General features: G+C 36.6%; 12 protein-coding genes and 1 riboswitch. Of the genes, 8 read left to right on the forward strand and 4 right to left on the reverse strand.

Features of this window, described 5'->3' with window-relative positions:
- Positions 1-138: 138 nt before the first annotated feature.
- On the reverse strand, positions 139-1,269 hold the full coding sequence (locus ACUN26_RS04640) for an RNA-guided endonuclease InsQ/TnpB family protein (protein ID WP_000599345.1): 1,131 nt from the start codon (positions 1,267-1,269) through the stop codon (positions 139-141).
- Positions 1,270-2,022: 753 nt separating this feature from the next.
- Here ACUN26_RS04640 and ACUN26_RS04645 point away from each other — a divergent pair.
- From ACUN26_RS04645 to ACUN26_RS04670, 6 genes are all read left to right on the forward strand, one after another.
- Entirely contained in the window at positions 2,023-2,334 is a 312-nt protein-coding gene (locus tag ACUN26_RS04645) for a hypothetical protein (protein WP_000169030.1), read from the forward strand.
- A 3-nt stretch (positions 2,335-2,337) separates the two neighbouring features.
- Positions 2,338-3,573: a glutathionylspermidine synthase family protein gene (locus ACUN26_RS04650; RefSeq protein WP_000084944.1), complete on the forward strand. Its 1,236-nt coding sequence runs from the start codon at positions 2,338-2,340 to the stop codon at positions 3,571-3,573.
- Entirely contained in the window at positions 3,570-3,956 is a 387-nt protein-coding gene (locus ACUN26_RS04655) for a DUF350 domain-containing protein (RefSeq protein ID WP_000606853.1), read from the forward strand. The genes ACUN26_RS04650 and ACUN26_RS04655 overlap by 4 nt, the downstream gene beginning before the upstream one ends.
- Before the next feature lie 161 nt (positions 3,957-4,117).
- Positions 4,118-4,283: riboswitch (M-box (ykoK) riboswitch) on the forward strand.
- Positions 4,284-4,627: 344 nt separating this feature from the next.
- Positions 4,628-5,353 (forward strand): P-type ATPase, encoded by a 726-nt coding sequence (locus tag ACUN26_RS04660; protein WP_000967618.1) that lies wholly within the window; start codon positions 4,628-4,630, stop codon positions 5,351-5,353.
- 132 nt (positions 5,354-5,485) lie between these two features.
- Positions 5,486-6,352, forward strand: coding sequence for a 5'-3' exonuclease (locus ACUN26_RS04665; RefSeq protein WP_000757079.1), 867 nt, complete (start codon positions 5,486-5,488; stop codon positions 6,350-6,352).
- A 329-nt stretch (positions 6,353-6,681) separates the two neighbouring features.
- Positions 6,682-6,822: an FbpB family small basic protein gene (locus tag ACUN26_RS04670; protein WP_001228051.1), complete on the forward strand. Its 141-nt coding sequence runs from the start codon at positions 6,682-6,684 to the stop codon at positions 6,820-6,822.
- Between the two features lie 67 nt (positions 6,823-6,889).
- Here ACUN26_RS04670 and ACUN26_RS04675 read toward each other — a convergent pair whose 3' ends face one another.
- Positions 6,890-21,928, reverse strand: coding sequence for a DUF7507 domain-containing protein (locus ACUN26_RS04675; protein ID WP_001123136.1), 15,039 nt, complete (start codon positions 21,926-21,928; stop codon positions 6,890-6,892).
- A 122-nt stretch (positions 21,929-22,050) separates the two neighbouring features.
- Here ACUN26_RS04675 and ACUN26_RS04680 point away from each other — a divergent pair, with 122 nt between their 5' ends.
- On the forward strand, positions 22,051-22,911 hold the full coding sequence (locus ACUN26_RS04680; protein ID WP_000571005.1) for a GNAT family N-acetyltransferase: 861 nt from the start codon (positions 22,051-22,053) through the stop codon (positions 22,909-22,911).
- 35 nt (positions 22,912-22,946) lie between these two features.
- Here ACUN26_RS04680 and ACUN26_RS04685 read toward each other — a convergent pair whose 3' ends face one another.
- Positions 22,947-23,507 carry a cysteine hydrolase family protein gene (locus ACUN26_RS04685; protein WP_000806314.1) on the reverse strand — a complete coding sequence of 187 codons (561 nt, stop codon included), beginning with the start codon at positions 23,505-23,507 and terminating at the stop codon, positions 22,947-22,949.
- A gap of 182 nt (positions 23,508-23,689) precedes the next feature.
- On the opposite strand from ACUN26_RS04685, the gene ACUN26_RS04690 reads away from it, so the two are divergent.
- Positions 23,690-23,950, forward strand: coding sequence for a DUF6123 family protein (locus ACUN26_RS04690; protein ID WP_001195212.1), 261 nt, complete (start codon positions 23,690-23,692; stop codon positions 23,948-23,950).
- A 2-nt stretch (positions 23,951-23,952) separates the two neighbouring features.
- On the opposite strand, the gene ACUN26_RS04695 is transcribed toward ACUN26_RS04690, so the two are convergent.
- A complete protein-coding gene (locus tag ACUN26_RS04695) occupies positions 23,953-24,858 on the reverse strand; it encodes a DMT family transporter (protein ID WP_000712625.1) in 906 nt (301 codons plus the stop codon).
- Positions 24,859-24,871 lie beyond the last annotated feature (13 nt).

Below are 24,871 nucleotides of genomic sequence, written 5' to 3' on the forward strand. Positions count from 1 at the left end.
ACGATAAACTTAACTAAATCTATATAATTCAATCAAATTTACACAAGTTAGTGCTTCATCGTGTTCTCGCAACCCCAAAGGGACGAGGGGTATAACACTCCACACGAGGCAGTATCGTTACCTCCTATTATCAAGCATTTATTTTACCCATCTTGATAAATTTATCGAAGCATTTACATCCCTATCGTGATGGCTATTGCATGGAACACAACGCCACTCACGAATCTTTAAACTCCACTGTCCTTCTGGTTGAACTGAATGGTCGTATTTAACTCCGCAACATGAGCAAATCTTGCTTGAAGCGAACCATTTATCAGCTTTTACATACTCAATGCCATACTTCTCGCACTTGTATGACAAACATTGAAAGAAGAAGTTTAATTTTTGAAAGGAAAGTGCCTTCGATAGTTTTTTGTTTTTTAACAGGTTTGAGATAGATAAGTCTTCCACAACAATCCTCATTGGTTTGGTTTTCACCAATGTAGCTGTTGCTTGATGGATATGGTTATTTCGTATATTCATAATTTTCCTAGATAACCGCAGGTGCTCAGCTTTAGCTTTTTCATATCCGGCAGATTGAATTTTCACACCTTTTTTAAATCTCCTAGACATATCTCTTTGCGCTGACTTTTTCCTTTTCAAAAGTTTTTTAACCTTAGCATCTTTGTTTATATTTCGTTCTTTCGTACCATTAGAAGCTACAAACAGCTCTTTTAAACCAACATCCACACCAATCGACTCATTGGTTAGTTCTTGTAATTCATAGTCTTCTTGGAACCCTACACTAATCCACCAGTGACGACCATCAAATGTAACTCTTGGATTGGATGTTTTTTTGTTTCTTGGTAGCTGTTGGCTTGTTTTCACTACTCCAATGGACTGAATATGAACTACTTTCTTTCCTATAACCAGTCTTTCATAATTGGCATAAAATCCTTGAATTAAATCTTTTTTGGATTTATAAGAAGTGTGATAACCATTTTTGTACTTTTTGAACGAATTTTTTCTCGCCGTATCAAAGTCTTTTGAAGCCTGTTTGGGAACTTGTGCATTGATGTCTTTTAACCACTCAGATCTCTTTCGCTTTTTGATCTTTGTAAATCGTTTCTGTAAAGCTAACTGTGAAACAGATTTTCCAAATAGCTTATAGTATCTATCACTCATTCTTTTACAATAGTTATAAGCAAATCTTGCAGCACCAGCATGGTTTCTAAGCACTTGTTCTTGTTCAGGCGTTGGAATTAGTCTGACTTTCTTCGCCAATATCATCAGAAGCCTACTCCTTTACTGTGCGATTATTCGGACACTCACCTTTTAGATAATGAAAGATGGATTCCTCTGAATAGTAGCGTGTTCCACCAGCATTCTCGTAAGACTACTCGGATGCAAACCTGTTAATTTTGATACTTGACTAACTCGTAAAAATTTCATTATTATTCTTACCTCATTGAACCTACAATAGTACGTATGTTCGGTATATTCAATGAGGTTTGATAGATTTAATTAAATTTATCTCGTTCAACTAAGGGCGCAATTCCTTAGCCAGTTCTCTTATGAACTTCTCATGTTTTCACATGAGCGCAGACTATATGTTTATCTCTTTAGGGATAGAGGATTTTTCCAGCACCATAGGCTTGTGATGTACTCTCGTCAGTTATACGAGATAGTCGTTGAACGTTCATCTTATCACTTTTGACTTAGATGATTCGAGGCGGAAGACCCATTGTTCTAATGTTTAGGATTTAACCTTGCATCATCTGATTGATTTTTTCTGCTTTCGCGACATTCACGCTCGCTATTTCTAGCCACGTTGTAGTTCAATCAGCTTTAGGGATTGCCCGCAGTTAACCCTCACTACTAGCCAATCACTTGACTAGCAGGGCTTACTGATATATTTAATTAACATTGGTTATAATCGGTTAAATAAATCGTAACAGTTAGTTACCCTCTTCTTCCTTTTTCTTCTACTTTATCATGCCATCCTATATAATAGGAATAGAATTTAAAAAGGGGAGTGCGAAGGTGACAAAAACGAAATGGCTAGTAGGTGGTGTCGTAACGTCTTTAATGACTGGCACTTTATTTGGTTGCGCACAAGATCTTCCCCCAAAACCGAATGATAATAGTTGTTCTGATTGGGATTGGGATGATGAACTTGGGGTATGGCAGTGTGATGATAGTAGTTCAGGTTATCGTGGGCATTATTTCTATGGTGGGCGATACTATCAAAATAAATCCACTTTTAAAAATTCATCGGCGTTTAAATCGTATCAATCGTCTGCTGAATTTAAAGGTGGAATTGGAAGCGGTTCAAAGGGAGGATTTGGAGGCTAAAATATGTCGCAATACATAAGGGATCGAAAAGAATTTTATTTAAAATATCCGAATTTTTGGTCGGATTTATATGAATGTGAATATAGTTTGTTTCATGTTTTTTCTATAACAAATCAGACTTTGGAACAATTACACTTAGCGACTGAACGAATGGGTAAAATATTTTTTAAGACTGCTAGACTTTTGCGAAATTTAAGTGACGAACAGCTTCTTGAGCTTGGTTTTCCTCCTGCGAGCTTATCATTCATTAGAATGATAGGATTATATCCTGAATCTGTTATTTCACGATTTGATTTCGTTATAACGGTTGATAACCAAATTAAAATGCTTGAGTTTAATAGTGATACACCAACTTTTATTATGGAATGCTTTCAAATGAATGGAAAAGTTTGTGAAAACCTAGGTTATGATGATCCAAACTCGGATCAAGAACGATTACTATCTTCTGGTGTTACGAAAGCTGTAATGGAAGCGACAAAGGGATTAGACAATCCAAATGTTGTTTTTACAGCACATCATGAACATATTGAGGATTGGAATACGACTATGTATTTAAGTCAGTTATGCCATGTTGAAAATAAAGTAGTGCCAATGTCAGAACTTAGAATTACGAAAGATGCTCTAGTTGATAAAGATGGGGCGAAGATTGATGTTTTATATCGCCAAACGTATCCGATAGAAGATTTAATTGAGGATCAAGATCCTGAAACAGGAGATTTGGTAGGTGTGGAACTGCTGCAACTTGTAAAAGACGGAAATCTCTTTATTATAAATCCTTTGTCTGCCTTTTTACTTCAGCCAAAATCAATTCAGTGTCTTATTTGGGGATTAGCAGAAGAAGGGGCTTTTTATACAAATGAGGAACAACAGTGGGTTAAAGAATATATGCTACCTACATATTTAGAACCAGATTTATTTTTAGGAAAAGGTTCTTTCGTTCAAAAACCTTCGTTTGGTAGGGAAGGTGACACAATTACAATTCGCGATAAAGACACGAATATTATGATTCGAAATGCACATGAAACATATAAAACGTCATTGCCGATATTTCAAAAGTATATAGAGCTTCCAGTTGTATGTTTGGAAACTGAAAAAGGAGTGGAGAAACTATCGTATGTGTTTGGGGCGTTTTTAATCGCTGGAAAAGCGAGCAGTATCGGTATACGTGCTGGGGAAAAGATTACAGGAAATGAATCTTATTATTTACCAGTAGGTATTACGAAGGGGGAAAATAAATGATTAATTTTTTACTATATTTAGCAGTATCACTCGTACTTTTATGTATAGGTTTGTTCCTTATGGAAGTGACAACGAAAGTGAAAGAATTTAAGTTAATGGCTCAGGGTAACAAAGCGGTCAGTTATGTACTTGGAGGAAGGGTACTCGGGCTAGCTATCGTTTTATATTCAACGGCCGCTAATTCCATTTCACTTTTGGATATGGTTTCGTGGGGAGCGGTTGGTATTTTGGCCCAAATTATTGTTTATTATTTAGCTGAGTGGCTTACACCACGCTTTAATATAAATAAAAGCCTTGAAGAAGATAATCAAGCAGTCGGCCTGTTTCTTATGTTTTTATCACTTTCAATTGGTATTGTAATTGCTGGTTGTGTAACTTACTAAAAACTTACGTTTTATACGTAAGTTTTTTTTGTTCGCTAACTTGTACTATATATGAGAAAATAGGCTAACAACAGAGAGGGCTTTTCTGTAATAAGGAAAAGTTTCCATACAAAGTGTTGACATCTATTTTAAATAAGAGTAACATTTTCTATGTAATTAAAATAAGTCTCTGTTAGGTGAGGCTCCTGTATAGAGAAATGCTACTGCCCAAAAATGTCGAGAGACGCCAATGGGTCAACAGGAATGATCGAATTAAGGTTTTTCTTAACGTAGCTGGTAATGAACCTATGCTATACAGTGCTAAAACTCGGCGAGGGAGAGGTCCGTAGATTTCTAATTATATTAGGAATCGTTTATTTGTGTATGCAATGACCTTTGCTCTCTTATGAGTAAGGGTCTTTTTTGTTACCAATCTATGAGTCATTTCATAATATAAACTATAAAAATAAACGAGGAGGTGAGGAGCATGTCAAATTCTGACTCGGTTCCGTTACCCATATACTTCAAATCAAAAATATATGATGTAGGCAGGAAACGACTTGTTCCTCCCTCTATATTTATCATAATGTAGCGTTTATATACATAATTAAGCGCTAGACACTTTCACGGTAAAGTGGATAAATTGAGAAACAAAGCGTTTCTTCCTATGTTGTAAAGGAGGAGACGATAATATGTTATATGTAAACAAAACTGTGGGTAACACGTCATATAAACAAAGTAAAAAATCAATGAAAGAACAAACAATGCTTCAAAAAAATAAAGATTTATTGATTGAAATTGCAACAAGAGATGTAAAATCTGTATTTGCGTATTTTAAAACAACAAGAGACGGATTATCTATGAAAGAGGCGCAAAAACGTATTCAAGTATACGGTCGAAATGAATTGACTTCAAAAAGAGCGCGTATTGCAGAAGTAATAATGAAGTTAAGTGGAATGATTCCAGGTTTTTCAAAACAACATGTGCGTGATCAATTGCAATGTGAAACAATTACTGTGTCTAGAGTAGAATGTGCTAGTAGTACAGGGCTAAATAACGAACTGAAAATGATGAAGTTACCAGTACAAGAACTTGTACCAGGAGATATGATTTTTCTTTCAGAAGGTGATATAGTACCGGCAGATGTACGTATCATTTATGCAAATGATTTATTGGTAAATGAATCTGTGTTGACAGGGAACGATGCAAATGTTGAGAAATTTGAAAGTTGCTACCACCTTGAACGTAAAAGATTTATTCCATTAAAACGGATGAAAGACTATAATCCACTTGAACTTGAAAATGTATGTTTTAAAGGTACTAATATTATTGGTGGAAATGCAAAGGCTGTAGTTGTTTCAACAGGTAAAAATACGTATTCAGGAATACTTCATACTTGTTGCAGTAGAACGTCTTAATGTGTTAATGATGCTAAATATATAAAAACAATGTATAATAGACAAAGTTGAAAAAACGTAGAATGGTAATCTATTTATATAACCTTACGTGATAACGTGAGGTTATTATTTTTTGTTAGTAGGAGAGGAATTATGAAAAAAGTATTATTAGTTGATGGTATGGCACTATTATTTCGTGCTTTTTACGCAACAAGTGTCTACGGACAATTTATGAAACGACAAGATGGTACCCCGACGAACGGGATTCATGGTTATATGAAGCATTTATTAACAGCAACACAAGCAATCGAACCAACGCACATTGTAACGTGCTGGGATATGGGAAGTACGACATTTAGAACGGAATCTTTCTCGAATTATAAAGCAAATCGTGCAGCACCGCCAGAAGAATTAATTCCGCAATTTGATTTAGTGCAAGAAATGACTGCGAAATTATCTATGCCTGTAATAGGCATGAAAGGTTATGAAGCGGATGATTGTATTGGTACGCTTGCAAAACAATATTGCAATGAAGCAGAAGTTTATGTTTTGACAGGTGATACAGATTTACTTCAACTTGTTGATACGAATGTTACAGTTATGCTTCTTCGTAAAGGAATTGGAAATTACGAGTATTACACACCGGAAAAAATCATGGAAGAGAAAGGTGTAGAACCTTGGCAAATTGTCCATGCGAAAGCTTTCATGGGAGATACGAGTGATAACTATCCAGGCGTAAAAGGTATTGGTGAAAAAACAGCGTATAAGCTTATTCAAGAATACGGCACAGTATCGGCAGTACTAGAAAATATAGCATCATTAACGAAAGCGCAGCGTACAAAAATTGAAAGTGATTTAGAGAATTTAAATATCTCTTTACAATTAGCGCAAATTCATTGTGAAGTTCCAATTTCATGTTCGTTAGAAGAAGGGTTACACACAATGGACGAAGAAAAACTACGCTTTGTATGTAACGAAATGAATTGGGGAAGACCTGAAATATTAATAAACATGTTATAAATACTAGAAAGACCGATTTAGAATGAATCGGTCTTTCTTTTTTTGTTCACAAAGTTGTCAGAAAATAAACGGAATTTTCATGTGAAGTTCAAATGGATTTCACAACAATCAATTATTATAAGTCTACACAGATAAATCCTTATCCCGCATTAACGGGCGGTGGGACTTCTATATCAATATTATCGCTGAATAAAGAGTGATGATGGAAGAGTAACTCCCTGTAAAGGCCCGATTGATGTAGGCTAATAATTAGTGAGGGTACATCCTTTCATTGATTAAAGTTTCAAGTTATCTTTTATATAAACCATCCCCCAAGGAGGAAAATAAACATGCGAAAAAAAGTGAGAAAATCCTTTAAACAATTATTAATAGAAAATAAACAATCCCTACTAACTAATAAAGAGAATATGAAAGAAATTGAAGAACGGATTGAGAAACGACATGTAGCATATAGTGCTGCTAGTAATTGATAATTTTGTTTATGAAAAAAGCTTGTAGTTTGTATATTATCCGAACTACAAGCTTTTTCTTTTTTGATTAACGCCACCAAATCCAAGTCCAAAAGTAATTTCGTATATTTCGAGGAGTAATGCGTATGAAACGTTCACCGTCAAAGAAACAATTAAAATTTGGTAGTGTGTCATCTGGATTTTCTGGAATAAAGGTGACGATGTTTTCGTTACTTGTAACGGTTACTGTAATTGGTGGATCGGTAGGCGAGACTTGAAGTTGTAAAGAAACGTTTGCTGTGTTTTTAAATTCATTATGAATAGGTGGACTTATCACTTGTACTGTGAATAACACGATAATTGTTTCGTTCGGTTCCAAATTAGTAGCAACTAGGAAACCGATATTCGGGTTCGCTAATGGCGAGCGTTCCCCATTAATGAAGACAGTGCCGTTTATAAATTGTAAACCTGCTGGAATGGTGTCTTGTAACGAGATATTTGAAAGTGAAATCTCGGAAGTATTCGTAATACGCACCGTGTAATCAAAATATTGATTTAAATAAGCTGAGCTGACGGAAGCATTTTTCGTGACTGTTGCAGTTGCAAATTGAACTGGTATACGAACAATATTTGAATTAACAATGAAAGTAATAATTGGATCCTGTGGTGTCAATTGAAAAGCAGCGGTAACTATTGCAGAATTTATAATTGTACTGTTTGAAGGAATAGAAGTTACGAGAACTTGAAATGTTATAGTTGCTACTGTATCTGCAGATAAAGAACCAATATTAATACCAGTGTCTGGACGAACATTTGGAACTGGAGTACCGTTAATTGTTACACTGTTTTCTATAAATGTTGTACCAGCTGGAATACTGTCTACAACAGAAGTACTGATTGTCGGGATTGGGGAGTGATTAAATACCGCTAATGTGAATGTAATGATATCTCCTATAACGGCGATAGATTTGTCTGCTGTTTTTTCAATGCGAACCATCGGATCAATGACTGTCGTTGTAACGGTATTTGTTTGTTTTGTAATTGTAATAGGTGGTTTTGTTGGATCGATGATAACGGTATAGGAAACAGAAGCATTATTATTAATTGTAGATTGAAGAGTAGAAGAAGATATTGTCACTTGGAACGTAATAATAACAGATTCATTAGGAGCAAGATTACCTAATGTAATACCATTTTCAGGATTCTCATTAGGCTGATTGATTCCGTTAATCGTAACACTACCAACAACAAAAGTCGTATCTATTGGTAAGGTGTCTCTGGCAAGAAGGTCTTCAATCGTTACATTACCGCTATTCGTAATCGTAATTGTATACGTTAAAGTTTGACCAGGTAAGGCATTTGTTACACCAACAGATTTTATGGCAATGACATTATCATTTTGGACAGTAGTTGTGACGGTATTTGTTGTAGTCGTATTTGTAACAGGGATGTTATTTGGGTTGACTATATAGTTAAAAGTAGTAATTGCGTTGTTGTGTAGTTCGTTTGGTGTTGGAATAGAAGTTACAGTTACTTGGAAGGAAGCGATAGCATTTCCACCTACCATTATAGTGCCAATTGGTATGCCGCTTACTGGATTCACTCCTGGAAGAGTTTCTCCGTTTACAATGACGCTATTTTCAATAAACGTAGTACCTTGAGGAATAATATCTTGAATAACTACATCATTTGCTGCAACATTACCAGTTTGATTTAGGGTAATCGTATACGTTAACGTATCACCGACCGTTGCAAATGCAAGGTCAACAGCTTTATTACTATTTAAATTCGCGTGATGAATTTCTGTTACGGCAGCTGATGAAATAATAGTTTCGGTAATAGGTGGTTGATCTGGTACTGTGTATTCATATTGAATTGTACTCGTGTTAGAGATTGGGTTTGTTTGCGGAATGGAAGTAACCCGTACTTGGAATAGAATAGTTGCTGTCGTATTAGGCGGAATGCTATCAATTTGTATACCGTTAAGTGGGTTGTCATTTGGACGAGCGTTGCCATTCACAATAACACTATTCTCTATAAAGCTCGTATTTGCTGGAATGATATCTGTAACGATAATGTTTTCCACTTGTATATTTCCGTTATTTATGATGGAAATTGTATAAGGAATGATAGTTTGTAGGTCAGCATATTGGAGAGGTGTTGTTTTTGTCGCAATTACATTAGCAGAAATAACTTCAGTGAAGGTAATGTTACTATTCGATATTTGTTCTTCCCCGTTTATCGTATAACGAGAAGTTGATTGATTTTGAACATGGCCGCTAGCTGGAAGAGCTACGACTGTAACAGAAAATGTGACTGGGATAGAAATGTTAGGAGCAATCGTTCCTACGAGTATACCGGTACTTGGATTGGCGTTAAGCTGTGGAATGTTATTTACTAAAACGCTACCGTCTATAAAGGTTGTTCCATCAGGAATGTTGTCTGTAAATACAACAGCAGTAGCATCCGTATTTCCTGTATTCGTTAAAGTTGTTGTATAAGTTAAAATGCCACCAATCGTTACAGAAGTCAAATCAACAGTTTTAAGTGAAACGATATCAGCATCATTAATTTGAACGAAAGTAGTGTTGGAAATAGTAGATTTTTGAATTGGTGCAAAGTCAGGGTTGAAAATAAAGTCGTAGACGATGTTTGCAGTATTAGGTGTTGGATTTACAGCTGGTAAATTCGTAACGGAAACTTGGAATATTATTGTAGCCATTTGACCTGATGCGATATTAGGAATGGAAAAGCCGATATTCGGGTCTGCTGCAGGAAGTACAGTATTGTTAACTATGACACTTTCTGGAATAAATACTGTTCCATCCTCTATAGTATCTGTAAAAAAGATGGAGTTAGTTGTAGTGGATCCGTTATTTTGAATGAGTACTGTATATTCAATGGTTTCATCAATATTAGCTAATACTGTATTAGCGGATTTTGTAGCGATAAGAATAGCATCAATAAATTGTATATTTGTAGTATTGGAGGAGGTCGTTTCTGAAATTGGTGGTAAGCTTGGGTCTGGTTGATACTCATAGTGGATGACGGCGATATTATTAATGTTATTTTGAGAAGGTGTAGAGACTACATTTACCTGGAATGTAACGATAATCGTATTATTTGGAAGGATAATATTAAGGGTGATTCCAGTAATTGGATTTTCATTAGGCCTTGATATGCCATCTACAAGGATGCTATTTGGAACGAATGTGGTGCCAGCTGCAATCGCGTCAATTAGGAGAGTATTTGTAATAGGTACTGTACCAGCGTTTGTAACTGCGACTGTATATGTGATGATTTGACCGATGCGTGTAATGGATCTATTGGCGGATTTAATTGCACGAACATTAGCCGTCCGCACTTCCGTGTTTACTGCATTTGATAACGATCTACGCTGAATAATTGGAGAACTAGGGTCAATTTGGTATTCATATGAAGTGTCTGAAATGTTAATGACTGTATTGTTCTCAGGTATATTTGTAAGTTGTACTTGGAATGAAATAGTGACTGTTTCATTTGGTTGTATCGTGCCAAGAATTACTCCGTTTTCAGGATTTGCTCCAGGCTGAATCACATTATTTATTGATAAGCTATCTTCGACGAATATAGTACCTTCTGGAATGTTATCAATGAACACGGTATTGTTAGCTGGAACGGTTCCTATGTTTTGTAGTGTATTTGTGTAGGTAATAGTTTGCCCAATTGCTACGAAAGTTACATCCGCGCTTTTGACAGAAATAATATTTGCATTTTGAAGTGATGTTGTAACAACGTTAGAATTTGCAGAGCGATTCACCGGTGGAGCTGTAGGAATACTTACATATTGGTAAGTTGCTGAAGATTGATTTACAATTTCAGTTTCAGTAGGTGGATTATTTGTTTGCACTTGAAATAGTATCGTTTTGGAACTGTTTGCTGGAATTGTTCCAATCGGTATTCCGTTTTCTGGATTTACACCTGGCTGCAGGACACCGTTAATTGTGACACTATCGGGAACGAATGTAGTCCCAGCTGGAATAGAATCTGTGAAAATAATATTTATTGCATCAACATTACCGATGTTTTTCACTTCAGAAATATAAAGTATAGTTCCACCAATATCTACAGTTGTTGGATTGGATGTTTTTGTAATTGTCAATTGTGCTTGCACGAAATTTGTAATGACGATATTACTTGTAGATGTTTCAGTAATAGGCGGTTGCCCTGGATCTGGTTGAATTGTATACGTTGTATTGGATTGATTTGTAATTGATTCTTGCGAGAATGAATCATTAATAAGAATTTGGAACGAAATAAGGTGAGTAGCGTTTGCTGCTAGGTTAGGCAAAGTAACACCTACATTTGGATTTGCACCAAGTATAGCTGTTCCGTTAAGTGTAAAACTATTTTCTACGAATGTAGTCCCTTGGAGGATAGTATCCGAAAATATGAGATTAGTAGTTGGAATATTTCCGGTATTTTCTAGTGTTATCGTATAAGTCAAAATATCACCTGTTGTTGCTTGTTGTGCATTGACTGCTTTTAAAGAAAGAACAGTCGCGTCCGAAATTTGTGTGAAAGCTGGATTAGACGTAATTGTTCGAGAGATGATAGGAGCGGTCGGATCAGAGATAAAAGTATAGTCAATACGGGCTGTATTAGAAATTGGATTCACGCTTGGAATGGATTGGACGATAACTTGGAATGTGACGGTGACGATTTCTGACGGTGCGATGGAGTTTAATGGTATTCCTACGTTTGGATCGGCACCTGGAACTGAGATGTTATTAATGGTCACGCTATTCTGGATAAATGCAGTTCCTTCTGGGACTAAATCTGTTAAAGTAACTGTATTTGCAGTTGTATTTCCGTTATTTTGAACGACTACTGTGTAAGTGATTGTACCGTCAGTAGATTGTACGAGAGAATCTGTATTTTTAATTGCAGATAACGATGCATCAATGACAGCTGTAGTCACCGTATTAGATGAGGATGTTGCTGTAACTGGAGGTTGACTCGGATCGACGATATACGTGTAACTTGTAATGGCTTGATTTATGATTGCCCCTTGAGGTGGAATAGAAGTTGCAAGAAATTGGAACGTAATAGTAGCAGAATTACCTGGTGCGATAATACCAACTGGAATACCGAGTGTTGGACTTGCATCTGGGAGTGAAATCCCGTTAAGCGTAACACTATTTGGAACAAATAATGCCCCTTCAGGAATCCCATTAATGAGTAATACAGAATTTGCAGGAAAGTTTCCAGTGTTTGTTAATGTTGCTGTATACGTAATTACATCTCCGATAGATACGATTGTTCGATTTGCTTCTAAAACCGTTGTAACAGTAGCGTTATTAATTTGTGTTGAAGCGCTATTAGAATTTATTGTGCCTGTAACAGGAGGGGCTGCCGGGTCAACAATAAATGCGTATTGAATAGATGCTACGTTTGTAATTGGGTTTGAAGGTGGAGTAGATGTAACTATGACTTGGAAAGTAACAGTTAAGGAACTACTCGCGCTAACGGTTCCGATATTAACTCCATTATTTGGATTTGCCCCTGGAATGATACTGCCATTTACAGCAAAACTATTTTCAACAAAGATCGTTCCTGCTGGAATCAGGTCTGAGAAGTTTAGATTCGTAGCGTTTGTATTGCCGCTATTTTGAATCAAAACCGTATAAGTGATCGTTTCTCCGATATTCGCAAAGGCTGTACTAGCAGTTTTTACAGCTGAAATTATTGCTGAGTTAATAGAAGTAACGAAGACGTTCGTTTCCACGTTGCCAGGCTGAGCCTGTAATGCATTGCCTACGTTATATTGGAAGTTAACAAACCCTAAGTTTTGGAGTTCAGGTGTGAACGTTGTTGGATTGCTTACGATTTGCACTTGGAATATGATTGTTACAGTTTGATTTGGATTGATTGTATTTATACCAACACCGTCACTAATGGAAGCAGATGGTAATGGAGTGCCATCAACAACAACGGATCCTGCAACAAATTGTGTCCATGTCGGTAAAGGGTCTGAGAAAACAACGTTGTTAGCTGGAATATTTCCTGTGTTCGTAATAGTCGTTGTATACGTAATCGTATCACCAATCGTTGCAAATGCTTTATCTCCTATTTTCATAGTGTTTAAAATAGCACTTTCAATTTTTGTTGTAACACTATTGGAAGTAATGTTTTTTGAAACTGGAGGATTGGCTGGATTAACGATATGTTGAAAGCTAACGCTAGCTTGATTGGTAATAGGATTTATAGGCGGAATTTCATTGGCATTAATATGAAATGCTACAACGGCAGATTCGTTTGGCGCGATATCACCAATTGGAACGCCTGTAACTATATCCGCATTTGGGATGCTAGTTCCGTTAAGTGTAAAACTATTCGGTTCAAAGGAAGTTCCGTCTGGAATAAGGTCGGTAAAAATAACATTCGTTGCACTAACATTTCCGCTATTTGTAATTGTAACGATGTAGGTAATATCCTGCCCGATATCTACCGTAGATACATTTGAATTTTTTTGTGCAGTAAGGATAGCACTATTAATTTGTGTTGTCGTTGTATTAGATTGATTGGAAGTTGTAATAGATGGCTGGCTAGGGTCAACGACGTAATGATATGTGGTAGAAGCAGAATTAGAAATGGGATTGAGTGTTGGAAGTGTAGTAACAGTTGCTTGGAATGTGACGATTGCCGCATTACTACCATTAATGGAGCCTATATTTACACCAGTGGATAAATCAGCGTTTGGAATGGTTTGCCCATTAACTGTGAAACTGTTTGGAACGAAACTTAAATTGCTATCAAGAATATCGATAATCGTTACATCAGTTGCAGCCACATTCCCTGTATTAGGAAGGTTAAGTGTAAACGTTATTATATTACCAATATCCGCAAAAGTAAGATTCGCTGTTTTTGTACTAATAATAGTCGCGTTGTTTATTTGAAGAAGCGTAGTGTTAGAATTAGCTGTACTTGAAACAGGAGGATTATTTGGATCAACAGTAAACTCATAATTAGTAGATGCTGTATTGGGTGTCGGATTACTAGGTGGAATACTGTTCACTGTAACTTGAAAAACAATACTATATATTTCATTTGGTGGAAGTGTTGCAAGTAATACACCTGTATTTGGGTTTGCATCAGGTTGTAAAATACCATCGACAGTTAATGTGTTAGGAACAAACGTGAGTCCACTTGGTAATACATCTGTGAATACAATATTCGTTGCATCCGTATTGCCTACATTCGAAATAGAAGTGGTATAAAAAGCAGTTTGCCCGATATCTGCAAAGGATACACTTTCATTTTTCGTCATGGATAATATGGCTTCTTTAATTTGCGTTGAAACAGGATTACTAATTGAAGTTTCTGCATCAGGTGGTGAGACTAATTGATACGATGTCGATGAGAAATTTACAATTGGGTTTTCGGTTGGTAATGAGATTACGTTTACTTGGAAGGAAACATTTACTGTAGTCCCGGCTGTTATAGGACCAATATTTACACCGTTCGATGGATCCGCACCACTTTGAGGAATTCCATTAATAGAAAATGTGTTTGCAATAAATGTAGTTCCGCTCGGTATTGTATCTGTGAAAATAACATTTTGTGCGGATGAGTTTCCGTTGTTTGTTAAAGTGACAGTATAGGTGAGTGTATCTCCAATACGACTAAAGGACTTATCGACTTGTTTTAGTGAAAGAATGGTAGCTGTATTAATTGTAGTAAACGTTGTATTTGAAGTAACATTTCTTGAAACAATTGGTGCATTTGGATCAGCGATGAATGTGTACGAAGCAGTAGCGGAATTTGCAATAGGATTTTGAACTGGTGTAGAAGTAGCGGTCACTTGAAATGCTATAGATATTGAGCTGCTAGGAGCAATTGCTCCAATCGTAATACCTGTATTAGGATTAAGACCAATTTGCGTGATGCCATCTATTGTAACGCTATCAGTAATAAACGTTGTACCATCTGGTATAAGGTCAGTGAAAGTAATATTCGTTGCATTTGTATTTCCGTTATTCGTTAAAATGGTCGTATAGGTAATGGTATCACCTAGCGTTACAAGTGTTTGATCGACTGATTTAATCATCGTTATCATAGCATCTAATACTGGGTTTGTGACAATATTCGTTGAAGTAGAAGTAGAAGTAGTAGCAGGAGTTCCGTTTGGATCAACAGTATAAGAATATAAAATTGTATCGTTACCCATAATTGAACTTGAAGGGGGAACAGAAATAACATTTACTTGGAAGGTAACAGTTACTGTTTCACCAGGCGCGATATTTGGTATATTTACTCCGAGTGCTGGCTGTGCACCAAGCTGTTGGATGCCATTTATTGTGACGGAATCTGGTATAAAAGTAGTACTAGGAGGAATTGCACTTGTAAAAGTTATATTTGTAGCTGGTGTATTTCCTGTATTTGTAATAGTTGTTGTATACGTAAGTGTATCCCTGACGGAAATAATAGATTTATCCACACTTTTTTGGGTTGTTAATATCGCACTGTTAATAGTTGTCGAAACCGTATTAGATACATTCGTTTGTGATACGGCAGGTTGGCTAGGATCAATCACATGTGCAAATTGTACCGAACTAAAATTAGAAATTGGATTTATACTTGGAATGTTTGTAACAAGTACGTTGAGAGTAATAATGGCCGTTCCGCTTGGATTTATGTTTTCAATCTGAATCCCGCTAGCTGGATTTCCAATTTGCTGTGTACCAGAGTCATTTGTAAGAGTGCCAGATATAAATGTCGTTCCATCAGGCAAAATATCCGTGAAGATAATATTTTGTGAAGTGACATTTCCAGGGTTACTTAATGTAATTGTATAAGAGATTGTATCTCCGATCGTTGCGAAAGTTTTATCTACAGATTTAACAAGTGCAATTTCCCCGGAATTTATTTGTGTCGAAACAGGATTGGATGTCGTATTTCTTGAAACGAGTGGTAAATTGGGTCCTGTCATAAATTGATAATCAATGGAAGCCCCGTTTACAACCGGTGAGTTTGGTCCCCCAGGTCCAATTGTGAAAATTGGATTTGGAATGCTAACTACTTGCACGCGGAAGGTGACGTTTATAAAATCCTCTGCGATAATATCCCCAATTGGTATCCCGTTTGCTGGATTTACTCCAGGTAATAAAACGCCACCTACTCGAACGCTATCTTCTATAAAGACTGTATTATTCGGAATTGGATCTGTAAAAATGATATTCGTAGCAGTTGAGTTGCCTATATTTTCCAATAAAACAGTGTACGTTAAAAATGAATTTCCAGGTGCTACGTCAGAAAATATTCGATCCACACTTTTCGTTGCTTGAATAATCGCTTCGTTAATTTGAACTAAAGTTGGATTACTTGTAGCTGTTTCTGTCACCGGCGGCTGGGTAGGATCCACAATGATAGAGTATGTTGTGCTAGATTGGTTCAATGTTGGATTTGTAGCTGGAATTGAGCCAACGATAGCTTGAAAGCTAATTGTTGTCGTTCCTCCAACTGGAATTGAGTCTAAAGGAACCCCGTTATCTGGCCTAAATCCAAGTTGTGGGACGGTATTAATTTGTACGCTATCAGGAGCGAATGAAAGTTCAGGTGGTAATATATCGATAAAAATAGGTGTGTTTGCGGTAGTATTTCCGCTATTAGTGAGAGTAGTTGTATACGTAATTGTATCTCCGACAGCAGCAAATGCACTGCTTGCAGTTTTTGTTGCGATAACGGAAGCTGTATTTACTTGTGTAAAAGTTTTATTAGATTGAACTGTTCGTGAAACAGGTGGTTCATTTATATCAACAATAAAACTATATTGAAGCGATGATTTGTTCGGAATTGGATTAGGGTTTGGAAGCGTTGTAATGTTTACTTGAAAACTGAGTGTAATCGATGCATTTGAATTCAAGTTACCAATATTGATACCGTTTTGTGGATTTGCATTCGGGATAGTTACGCCGTTTATTTTAAAGCTATTTGGGACAAAGGCAGTACCGTTTGGAATTGTATCTGTAAAAACAATGTTGTTCGCAGTAGTATTTCCTGTGTTTGTAACAAATGAAGTGAATGTAATCGTATCACCAATCGTAGCGAAATTTGTACTCGCATTTTTAATTAAAACTAAAGTAGCGTCAACAATTGGGGTAGCAGTCGTGTTTGTTACAGTGCTTCCAACAGCAGGTGTTTGGTTTGGATTCACTGTATATTCATAATTTACAAGGGCGTTATTCGTTAAAGTACCGCTAGGAGGAATCTCAAGAATTTTTACTTGGAATGTAATAAAAGTAGTTCCTCCTGGTGAAATATCGTCTAAATGAATACCTAATGAAGGATCTAATCCAGGTTGGGATACGTTATTTATCGTAACAGAATTTGGGATGAAGGATGCACCTGGTCCAAGTCCGTCTGTTAAAACGGTTGCACTAGCAGGGATATTCCCCGTATTTGCCATTGCAATCGTATAGGTTACGATATCTCCAATTGCAGCTGTCGGTGTATTCACTGATTTAGTAGCGACGATTGTAGCGTTATTAATTTGAGTTGTTATTACGTTACTTACCGCATTGGCGGATGCTGGAGGTAAGCTAGGATTTACGACATATTGGTATGCTGTATTACTTTGATTCGGGATTGGATTCGGATTCGGGATGGTATTTACTTGCACTTGGAACGAGATGATTGTATTTGTATTCGGGTTTATTGGATCAATTGCAATTCCGCTTGCTGGACTTACATTAGGGAGTGTCGTACCATTTACTGTTACACTATTTGGAATAAATGACGTCCCACTTGGAATGGCATCTGTAAATACGATATTTGATGCAAGTGTGTTCCCGCTATTCGTTAAAGTAGTCGTGTACGTAATAATATCATTTACGTTAGCAAATTGTTTATCTGCAGATTTAGTAGCGGCAATTGAGGCGTTATTAATAGTTGTCTGTACCGTGTTAGAAGCAACCATCTGCATTACAGCTGGTTTGGATGGATCGTACGTATATTGGAATGTAGTGCCTGATTGATTTGTAATCGGATTTACAGCAGGGATACTTGGTACGAAAATCTGAAATGAAACGATACGTGATGCATTCGCACCTATCGTACCGATAAAAATGCCGTTAGTAGGATTTGCATTGGCTATAGGGACATTGTTAATCGTCACAGTATTAGGGATGAAGAGGGTACCCGCTGGAATGATATCTGTAAATGTTACATTAGAAGCAGGGATATTTCCGTTATTCGTTAAAATAGTTGCATATAATATGACATCACCAACATCAGCGAAATTTGTGCTTGTTAGCTTCGTAGCAACAATATTAGCAGTATTAATTTGTGTAGTTACTATATTACTAGTAGCGTTTCTCACAACAGCAGGTAAATTTGGATCGGCGATAAAGCTATATTGAAGTGCAGCGCTGTTTTGAACTGGATTTGGTAAAGGTAAACTATTTGCACTAATTTGGAAGACAATTGTTGTAATACCACCTGCTGGAATAGTACCAACTTGAAGACCAACGCTTGGATCCGCACCTAACTGTAAAGCACCACCTATAAAAATACTATTTGGTACGAGAGTCGTACCAGTAGGAAGTATATCGGTAACAACTACATTATTTGCTGGAGTATTTCCAGGGTTAGCTAAGGCAATTGTATATGTGATTGGTTGCCCAACATCAGCGATAGTTAAGTCTACATCTTTGAAAATAATTACATTTGCTAAATTAATTTGTGTACTTACAGTATTGCTTAAAGATGTTTCTATAGTTGGTGGATCGCCCGGATTTAGAATAAAGCTATATTGTGTACTAGATGAATTTACTGTTGGATTTTGTGTTGGTAAAGAGGTGACAGTTACTTGATAAGAGACGGTAAGTGAGCCGTTAGCAGGAATGCCAGGTAACGGAACGCCTATATTTGGATCTGCGTTATTTTGGAGTACACCGTTAATAAGGAAAGTGTTTGGAATAAAGGTAGTGCCATCTGGATTTGTATCTACGAAAGTTGGACTATCAGCAGAAACACTTCCTGCATTTGTCAAAATAACGGTATAAGTTAATATATCCCCTACGGTAGCAAACTCTCGATCTACTGTTTTTGCAGAAATGACATTTGCATCGTTTACTTGAGTAAATGTAGTAGTTGAAGTTGTATTTTTACTTACAGGTGAAGCGTTTGGATCAACGATAAAGTTATAGGAAATGGAGGCACTATTTGAAATAGGATTTGGGTTTGGAATGCTAGTTATTAATACTTGGAATGAAGCTGTAATTGTAGCATTAGCATTGATGCTACCAATATTGATGCTAGCTGGTGTTGCGCCCGGTTGAGAAACACCGTTAACTATAACACTGTTCGGTACAAAGGCAGTACCATTCGCAATTGAATCGGATAGTAATACATTATTCGCGGCAACATTTCCATCGTTTGTAAGAGAAAAGGTATAAGTTAATACATCTCCAACTTCCGCAAACGTTTGACTTACAGATTTATTAGCATGAAGGTTTGCTAGTCTAATTGTTGATGTAACAGAATTAGAATTTGCTGTTTTTGAAGTTGGTGGTAGGCTTGGATTTACAGTGTAAATATAAGAGGCGAAAGCATTATTAATGATAGGGTTTTGTGCAGTAATGTTAATGACTGTTACTTGGAAGGATAAGGTGAAAGTAGCACCGCCAGGAATTGTGCCGATAGGTAAAGCAACGAGAGAATCTACATTTTGTAAAACGCCATTGAGCGTTACAGAACCTAATGTTAAAATCGTTCCATTTGGAAGTGGATCTGTTAGTTGAACGTTATTAGCCGCCGTATTTCCACTGTTTGTAATAAGGATTGTATAACTTATCGTTTCGCCAATTGTAGCAAATTGTTTGTTTGTTGATTTTGTTAATGTTACATTCGCATTGTTAATTTGAGTGGAAACAAGATTAGAGGAAATATTTTTTGTAACGGGTGATTGGCTAGGGTTGACGGTGTACTGATAAGAAGCGCTTGATCCGTTAGGTACGACATTTGATGCGGGTATTGCACTTACTACTACTTGAAATGAAACATTTTTGGTTGTACCAGTTGGGATGGATCCTATATTCACACCGTTAGCCGGATTTGCTCCAACTTGTGTCGTGCCATCTATTGTTAAACTGTTTAGGACAAAAGTTGTTCCTGTAGGAATGACATCTGTAAAAATAACATTGTTCGCATTCGTATTACCTGTACCTGTAAAGGAAACGGTGTACGTTAGTGTATCACCAATATCTGCAAAATTTTTATCCACTGCTTTTGCCATAGTTACAGTAGCGTTATTCACTTGAGTAGATACGATATTGGTCGTATCAGTTCCGCTTACTGCCGGCTGATTTGGTACAGGAATGTATTGATATGTTGTTGTACCACTATTTAATATTGGGTTTGTTTGAGGGATAGACGGAACGAATACTTGAAATGAAATAGTAGTAGTGGAATTTGCGGCAATCGATCCAATTGATATACCGGTAGCGGGATTCGCTCCTGCTTGAGTAACTCCGTTAACAGTTACACTTCCTGGAATGAAAGTAGTCCCGCTAGGAATCGGATCCGTATATATAACGTTCGTTGCGGCGATATTTCCTATATTAGCTAAGGAAATACTGTATGTTAACGTTTCACCAATATCGGTAAAAAGTTTGTTAACTGATTTTGTACCATTAATATCTGCGAGGTTAATTTGTGTTCCAGCAGAGTTACTTGTTGCAAGACCGTTAAAAGTCGTTCCTCCAGCAATTGGTGTATATTGAAATGTAATATTAGCAGTGTTAGAGATAGGGTTTTGACTTGGAAGAGAAACGACAGTAGCTTGGAAAGTTACTGTACGAGAAGCACCATTATTAATTGTTCCAAGAGATATACCAGCGGCCGGATTTGCGTTTGTTTGCGGGACATTATCAATTGTTACAGTGCCAGGTATAAAGGAAGTACCGTTAGGGAGAATGTCTGTAAAAATAACGTTATTGGCCGGAAGAAGCCCGGTGTTAGGGATAGTAACTGTATAAGTGAGAACGTCTCCAATTGCTGCAACACTTTTATTCACGCTTTTCGTTGCTTGTATGTTAGGTGAATTTATGTTGATTTGTAAACCGACTGTATTCAACATATACGCGTCTCCGTTAGTTGTTAAACGGATTGCGGCGGACACTTGAGAATTTGTTAAATAAGGAGAAATATCAATGGAAGTAATGTCCCAGCCCTGTCTTCCAGCGGAGATGTTTGTGCCTGTAGAAGCGCTTTGATTTCGCGTTCCAAATGTCCCCGTTGTATCTAAGTTCCCTGCGGCATTATTAATTTGAGAACCGAAGAAATTATTTACAGCATTATTTGGCCCAGATAAAGCATTTAATGAACTGAAATTTGGTCCAAATAATGCTTGATCCCCTGTTAAATCTGCATCTCCTTCAGTAGAACTTAAAAATAATCTCCCGCTTACTGGTCCTCCTGCAGGTGTTAAAAATCCTGAAACAGCTACATCTGCACTACCAGTATCAGCAGAAACGCGGTTACCAGCTACGTAAATTGTTAAGTTTCTTGCAGGTAATGTCCCGTTTTGATAAGCGACGATAAGTGTCCATCCAGCCGAATTAATTGTTCCATTAGAAGCATCAATAGGATCTACAAGTCCAGGGACAGCCCCCGTAGTATAGGAACCAGAGCCTCCAGCTTGAATAAGAGTTGTTACGTCTGCTGAACGAGTGTAAAAGCCAAATGTAATAGAGTTTGAAACGAATGTTTGATTTGAAGCTGTAACAGCTGAAGGAGTAATCGAGTATGTTGAAACAGGTGTTGTAAAAGAAACTGGATTTCCTAATACATTCGTAATGTTTTGATCACGAGATAAATAGTTTCCACCCCAAACGAGTTCTGCGTAAAGAATCGTACTACCAGCAGGGATATTTAAAATAGCGGTAGAACTATTTTGTGTATAGTTTAACGTTGTACCAGCAGGAAAAGTAGGTACTTGTAAAGCAGTATTCGTAGTTACGAATGCACCAATTGCCCCGATTGTACCAGCACGGTTTTGATTACTAATTTTACTTAAGCCTAAAGTATTTCCTGTAATAGCGAGTGCGCCGTTAGTGGTGGTAGAAAATCGATTCGTAATGGGCATGTTGTCACCTCATTTACAATATAGTCTTGGTCAAAATAAGATATGTGTGTGATAGATAAAGGGAAACATGTACAAGTTGATTTAGTAATAATGATTTAAATGTCTAGATAAGAGGATGGAGTATGATTGAATTGGAAATTAGGGTGGATCGTCTTAGGGAAGAAGAAATAGGCGATATTGTAGCATTATCTTCTTATATTGGTTGGGATTATAGCAGAGAAGAAATTGAAACGATTTTTAACGCAGGCATTGTATACGGCGTGTGGAATGAGAGAAAGAAACTTATTGCTAGCGCGGCAATAATATTATATGGGGAGAAAGTAGCGTCTATCGGAATGGTAATTGTACATCCAGATTATAAGGGAAGAGGAATTGGAAAGGCGATAACGCATTCATGCATGAATAGCGTATCAGCTCGAACACCAATTATGCTTATTGCTACAGATGAAGGGAAGTATTTATACGAAAAGCTAGGATTTAGGGTGGTAAGCTATGTTTCTAAATACATATGTAACTCGTACAATACGAATTATAAATGTGCAAGAAATGAAGAATATATGATGGATTATGAAGAGGGTGATTTAGAAGAAATAATAAAAATAGATGAATATGCGTTTGGAACAAATAGAAAAGAGTTTTTAAAGAAAAGAATGATGCAAAGTGAACAGTGCACTGTTGTGAAGGATAAGGAACAAAATATACTAGGATATGGTTTGAGTATACAAACGCCGGAAAATAAAATATTAGGACCGGTAGTTGCTAAAAATGATGAGATGGCAATAAATATTGTTCATTATTTAGCAAAAGGGCATAATGGGAAATTAAGAATAGATGTACCAGAAGTAAAGAAAGATTTTGTGAAAGAATTAGAGGTTACTGGTTTTAAAAAGGTGAATACACCACCAATTATGATGAAAAATAGTGATCAATTTTTGAAAAGAAATGGAGAACTATATAGTATTGCAGCACAAATTTTTGGGTAACAAAGAATCCTTCTGAATGAAGGATTCTTTGTTTATTAATCACGATATTGGTCGTGAGTTGGTTGGAAGAGGTCTTCCTCGATATCTCTCACCATAGAAAAATGATCAACGTTATAATGACCGTGTAAAATTTTATTGTGATGACCAATAATTTGCTCTGCAGACAATACGTTAGAATCAGTTGTGGAATGACCGTTTTTAATTAATGTAACGTCAAATCCTTGTACAGTTGCTGTCCTAACAGCTGTGTCAATACAATGTTCAGTTTTACATCCACCTATCACAATATGATTAATTTTTTCTTCTTTTAAAAGTTCAAGTAAAGAAGTGCCATAGAATGAATTCGTTGCTGCTTTATTAATAAGGATTGCAGACTGAGGTACTTGAATTTGATTATGTACTTCAAATCCCACGCCGCTACCAGAAGCAACATCGATATCTCTTACGAAAACAATAAGGGCATTTGAATCAATTGCTTTCTGTACAGCTGTATTTAGTGTAGCTAATAACTCAGTTTTACGAAAAACTTCATTTTCTTGCTCATTTCCATCAATTAATTCTTGTTGAGCATCGATAATTAATAGTGCTTGTTTCATCGTGTCTCCCCTTTAATATGAAATAAGTTCCACTGTACATATTCCTTCAGATTGTTAGGAAATCCTCCATTGCAAGCGAAGTAAACGATTGATTTACAAAGTTGTCAAAGAAATTTCATTCTCATAGTGTGTAAAAACATGTATGATAGGAAGTGGAGAATTTTTGAGTAGGTGGGAATATCATGCAAACAGTAGAAGATTATCTTTCATTCTTACATACGAAAGGATTTAAATTATCAGAGGAAGCACAAGGGTTTATTATGTTCGGGCAAGGATATACTGGTGCATCTGATGGAATTGTGAACGCAGCAATAGAAGCGACAATTAAACATCAATTACAGTTTGATGGCAGTTATTTTGTTGCGTTATTAGAACGATTGAAAGAAGAAGAAATTACAGATAAAAAAAGCGCTAAGGCTTTTATGCGGAAGTTACAAGCGTAACTTCACGCGGCCTGCGCTTCTTTTTTTATTTTGGAAGGTAGTTCAACAAAAATCATGCCTAGAAAAATACATAGACATCCGAAAATAGCAGACATAGAAAGTTGTTCGTTAGCAACGAGAACGCCTGTTAATGCAGCAAAAACGGGCTCCATTGCGAAAATAATTGCTACTCTCGTTGGGGAAGTATGTTTCTGAGCTGATGTTTGAATGAAAAAAGCAATGGATGTCGCAAATAAGGAAGTTAGAAATAGGGCGAATAAAAAGGAATGATTTGTCCATAGCGATACTGAAAATAATTTTTCCCAATCTTCAAACAAAAAAGCGCAAATAGAAGAAAATATACCTACAGCTAATACTTGAGATGTGCTTAGTAATAAAGGTGATATTTTCTTAGAAAAGAAACCGTTAATGAGAATATGGGCAGCGAATGCGATTGCGCAACCGAGAACAAGTATATCTCCTATATTTAATTGAAAAGAATCAGCAGCTGTTAATAAATATAAACCGGCTGTTGCCACAGTGATACCGAGTACGACGAAAATGGTAGCCTTTTGTTTTAAAAAGATAAAAGATAAGATTGGAACCATAACAATGCTTAGTCCTGTTAAGAAACCTGCTTTTGAAGAAGTTGTATAGAGTAAGCCGAATGTTTGTAATAAATAGCCAACGCATAAAAAGAATCCAACAATTAATCCGGCAAAACTACTCTGCTTTATATCTTGTTTCGAAGTTTTTTGTGAGAAAATCATTTGAACAAATAATAAAATAATTCCGGCGAATAAAAAGCGAAGGCCATTAAAAGTAAATGGACCAACGAAAGACATAGCATTTTGAACGACAACAAACGTAGCTCCCCAAATAAAAGAGACAAATAATAAAGCGAGAGGAGCAAGCCACTCTTTTTTCACACTCATACCCCCG

The sequence above is a fragment of the Bacillus sp. WC2503 genome, assembly GCF_052682895.1.

Bases quoted from the DNA above. Each gene is read 5' to 3' on its own strand.
- ACUN26_RS04660 (WP_000967618.1), top strand. From the start codon at position 4,628: ATGTTATATGTAAACAAAACTGTGGGTAACACGTCATATAAACAAAGT.
- ACUN26_RS04685 (WP_000806314.1), bottom strand. From the start codon at position 23,507: ATGAAACAAGCACTATTAATTATCGATGCTCAACAAGAATTAATTGAT.
- ACUN26_RS04640 (WP_000599345.1), bottom strand. From the start codon at position 1,269: ATGATATTGGCGAAGAAAGTCAGACTAATTCCAACGCCTGAACAAGAA.
- ACUN26_RS04650 (WP_000084944.1), top strand. From the start codon at position 2,338: ATGTCGCAATACATAAGGGATCGAAAAGAATTTTATTTAAAATATCCG.
- ACUN26_RS04670 (WP_001228051.1), top strand. From the start codon at position 6,682: ATGCGAAAAAAAGTGAGAAAATCCTTTAAACAATTATTAATAGAAAAT.
- ACUN26_RS04665 (WP_000757079.1), top strand. From the start codon at position 5,486: ATGAAAAAAGTATTATTAGTTGATGGTATGGCACTATTATTTCGTGCT.
- ACUN26_RS04690 (WP_001195212.1), top strand. From the start codon at position 23,690: ATGCAAACAGTAGAAGATTATCTTTCATTCTTACATACGAAAGGATTT.
- ACUN26_RS04655 (WP_000606853.1), top strand. From the start codon at position 3,570: ATGATTAATTTTTTACTATATTTAGCAGTATCACTCGTACTTTTATGT.
- ACUN26_RS04680 (WP_000571005.1), top strand. From the start codon at position 22,051: ATGATTGAATTGGAAATTAGGGTGGATCGTCTTAGGGAAGAAGAAATA.
- ACUN26_RS04675 (WP_001123136.1), bottom strand. From the start codon at position 21,928: ATGCCCATTACGAATCGATTTTCTACCACCACTAACGGCGCACTCGCT.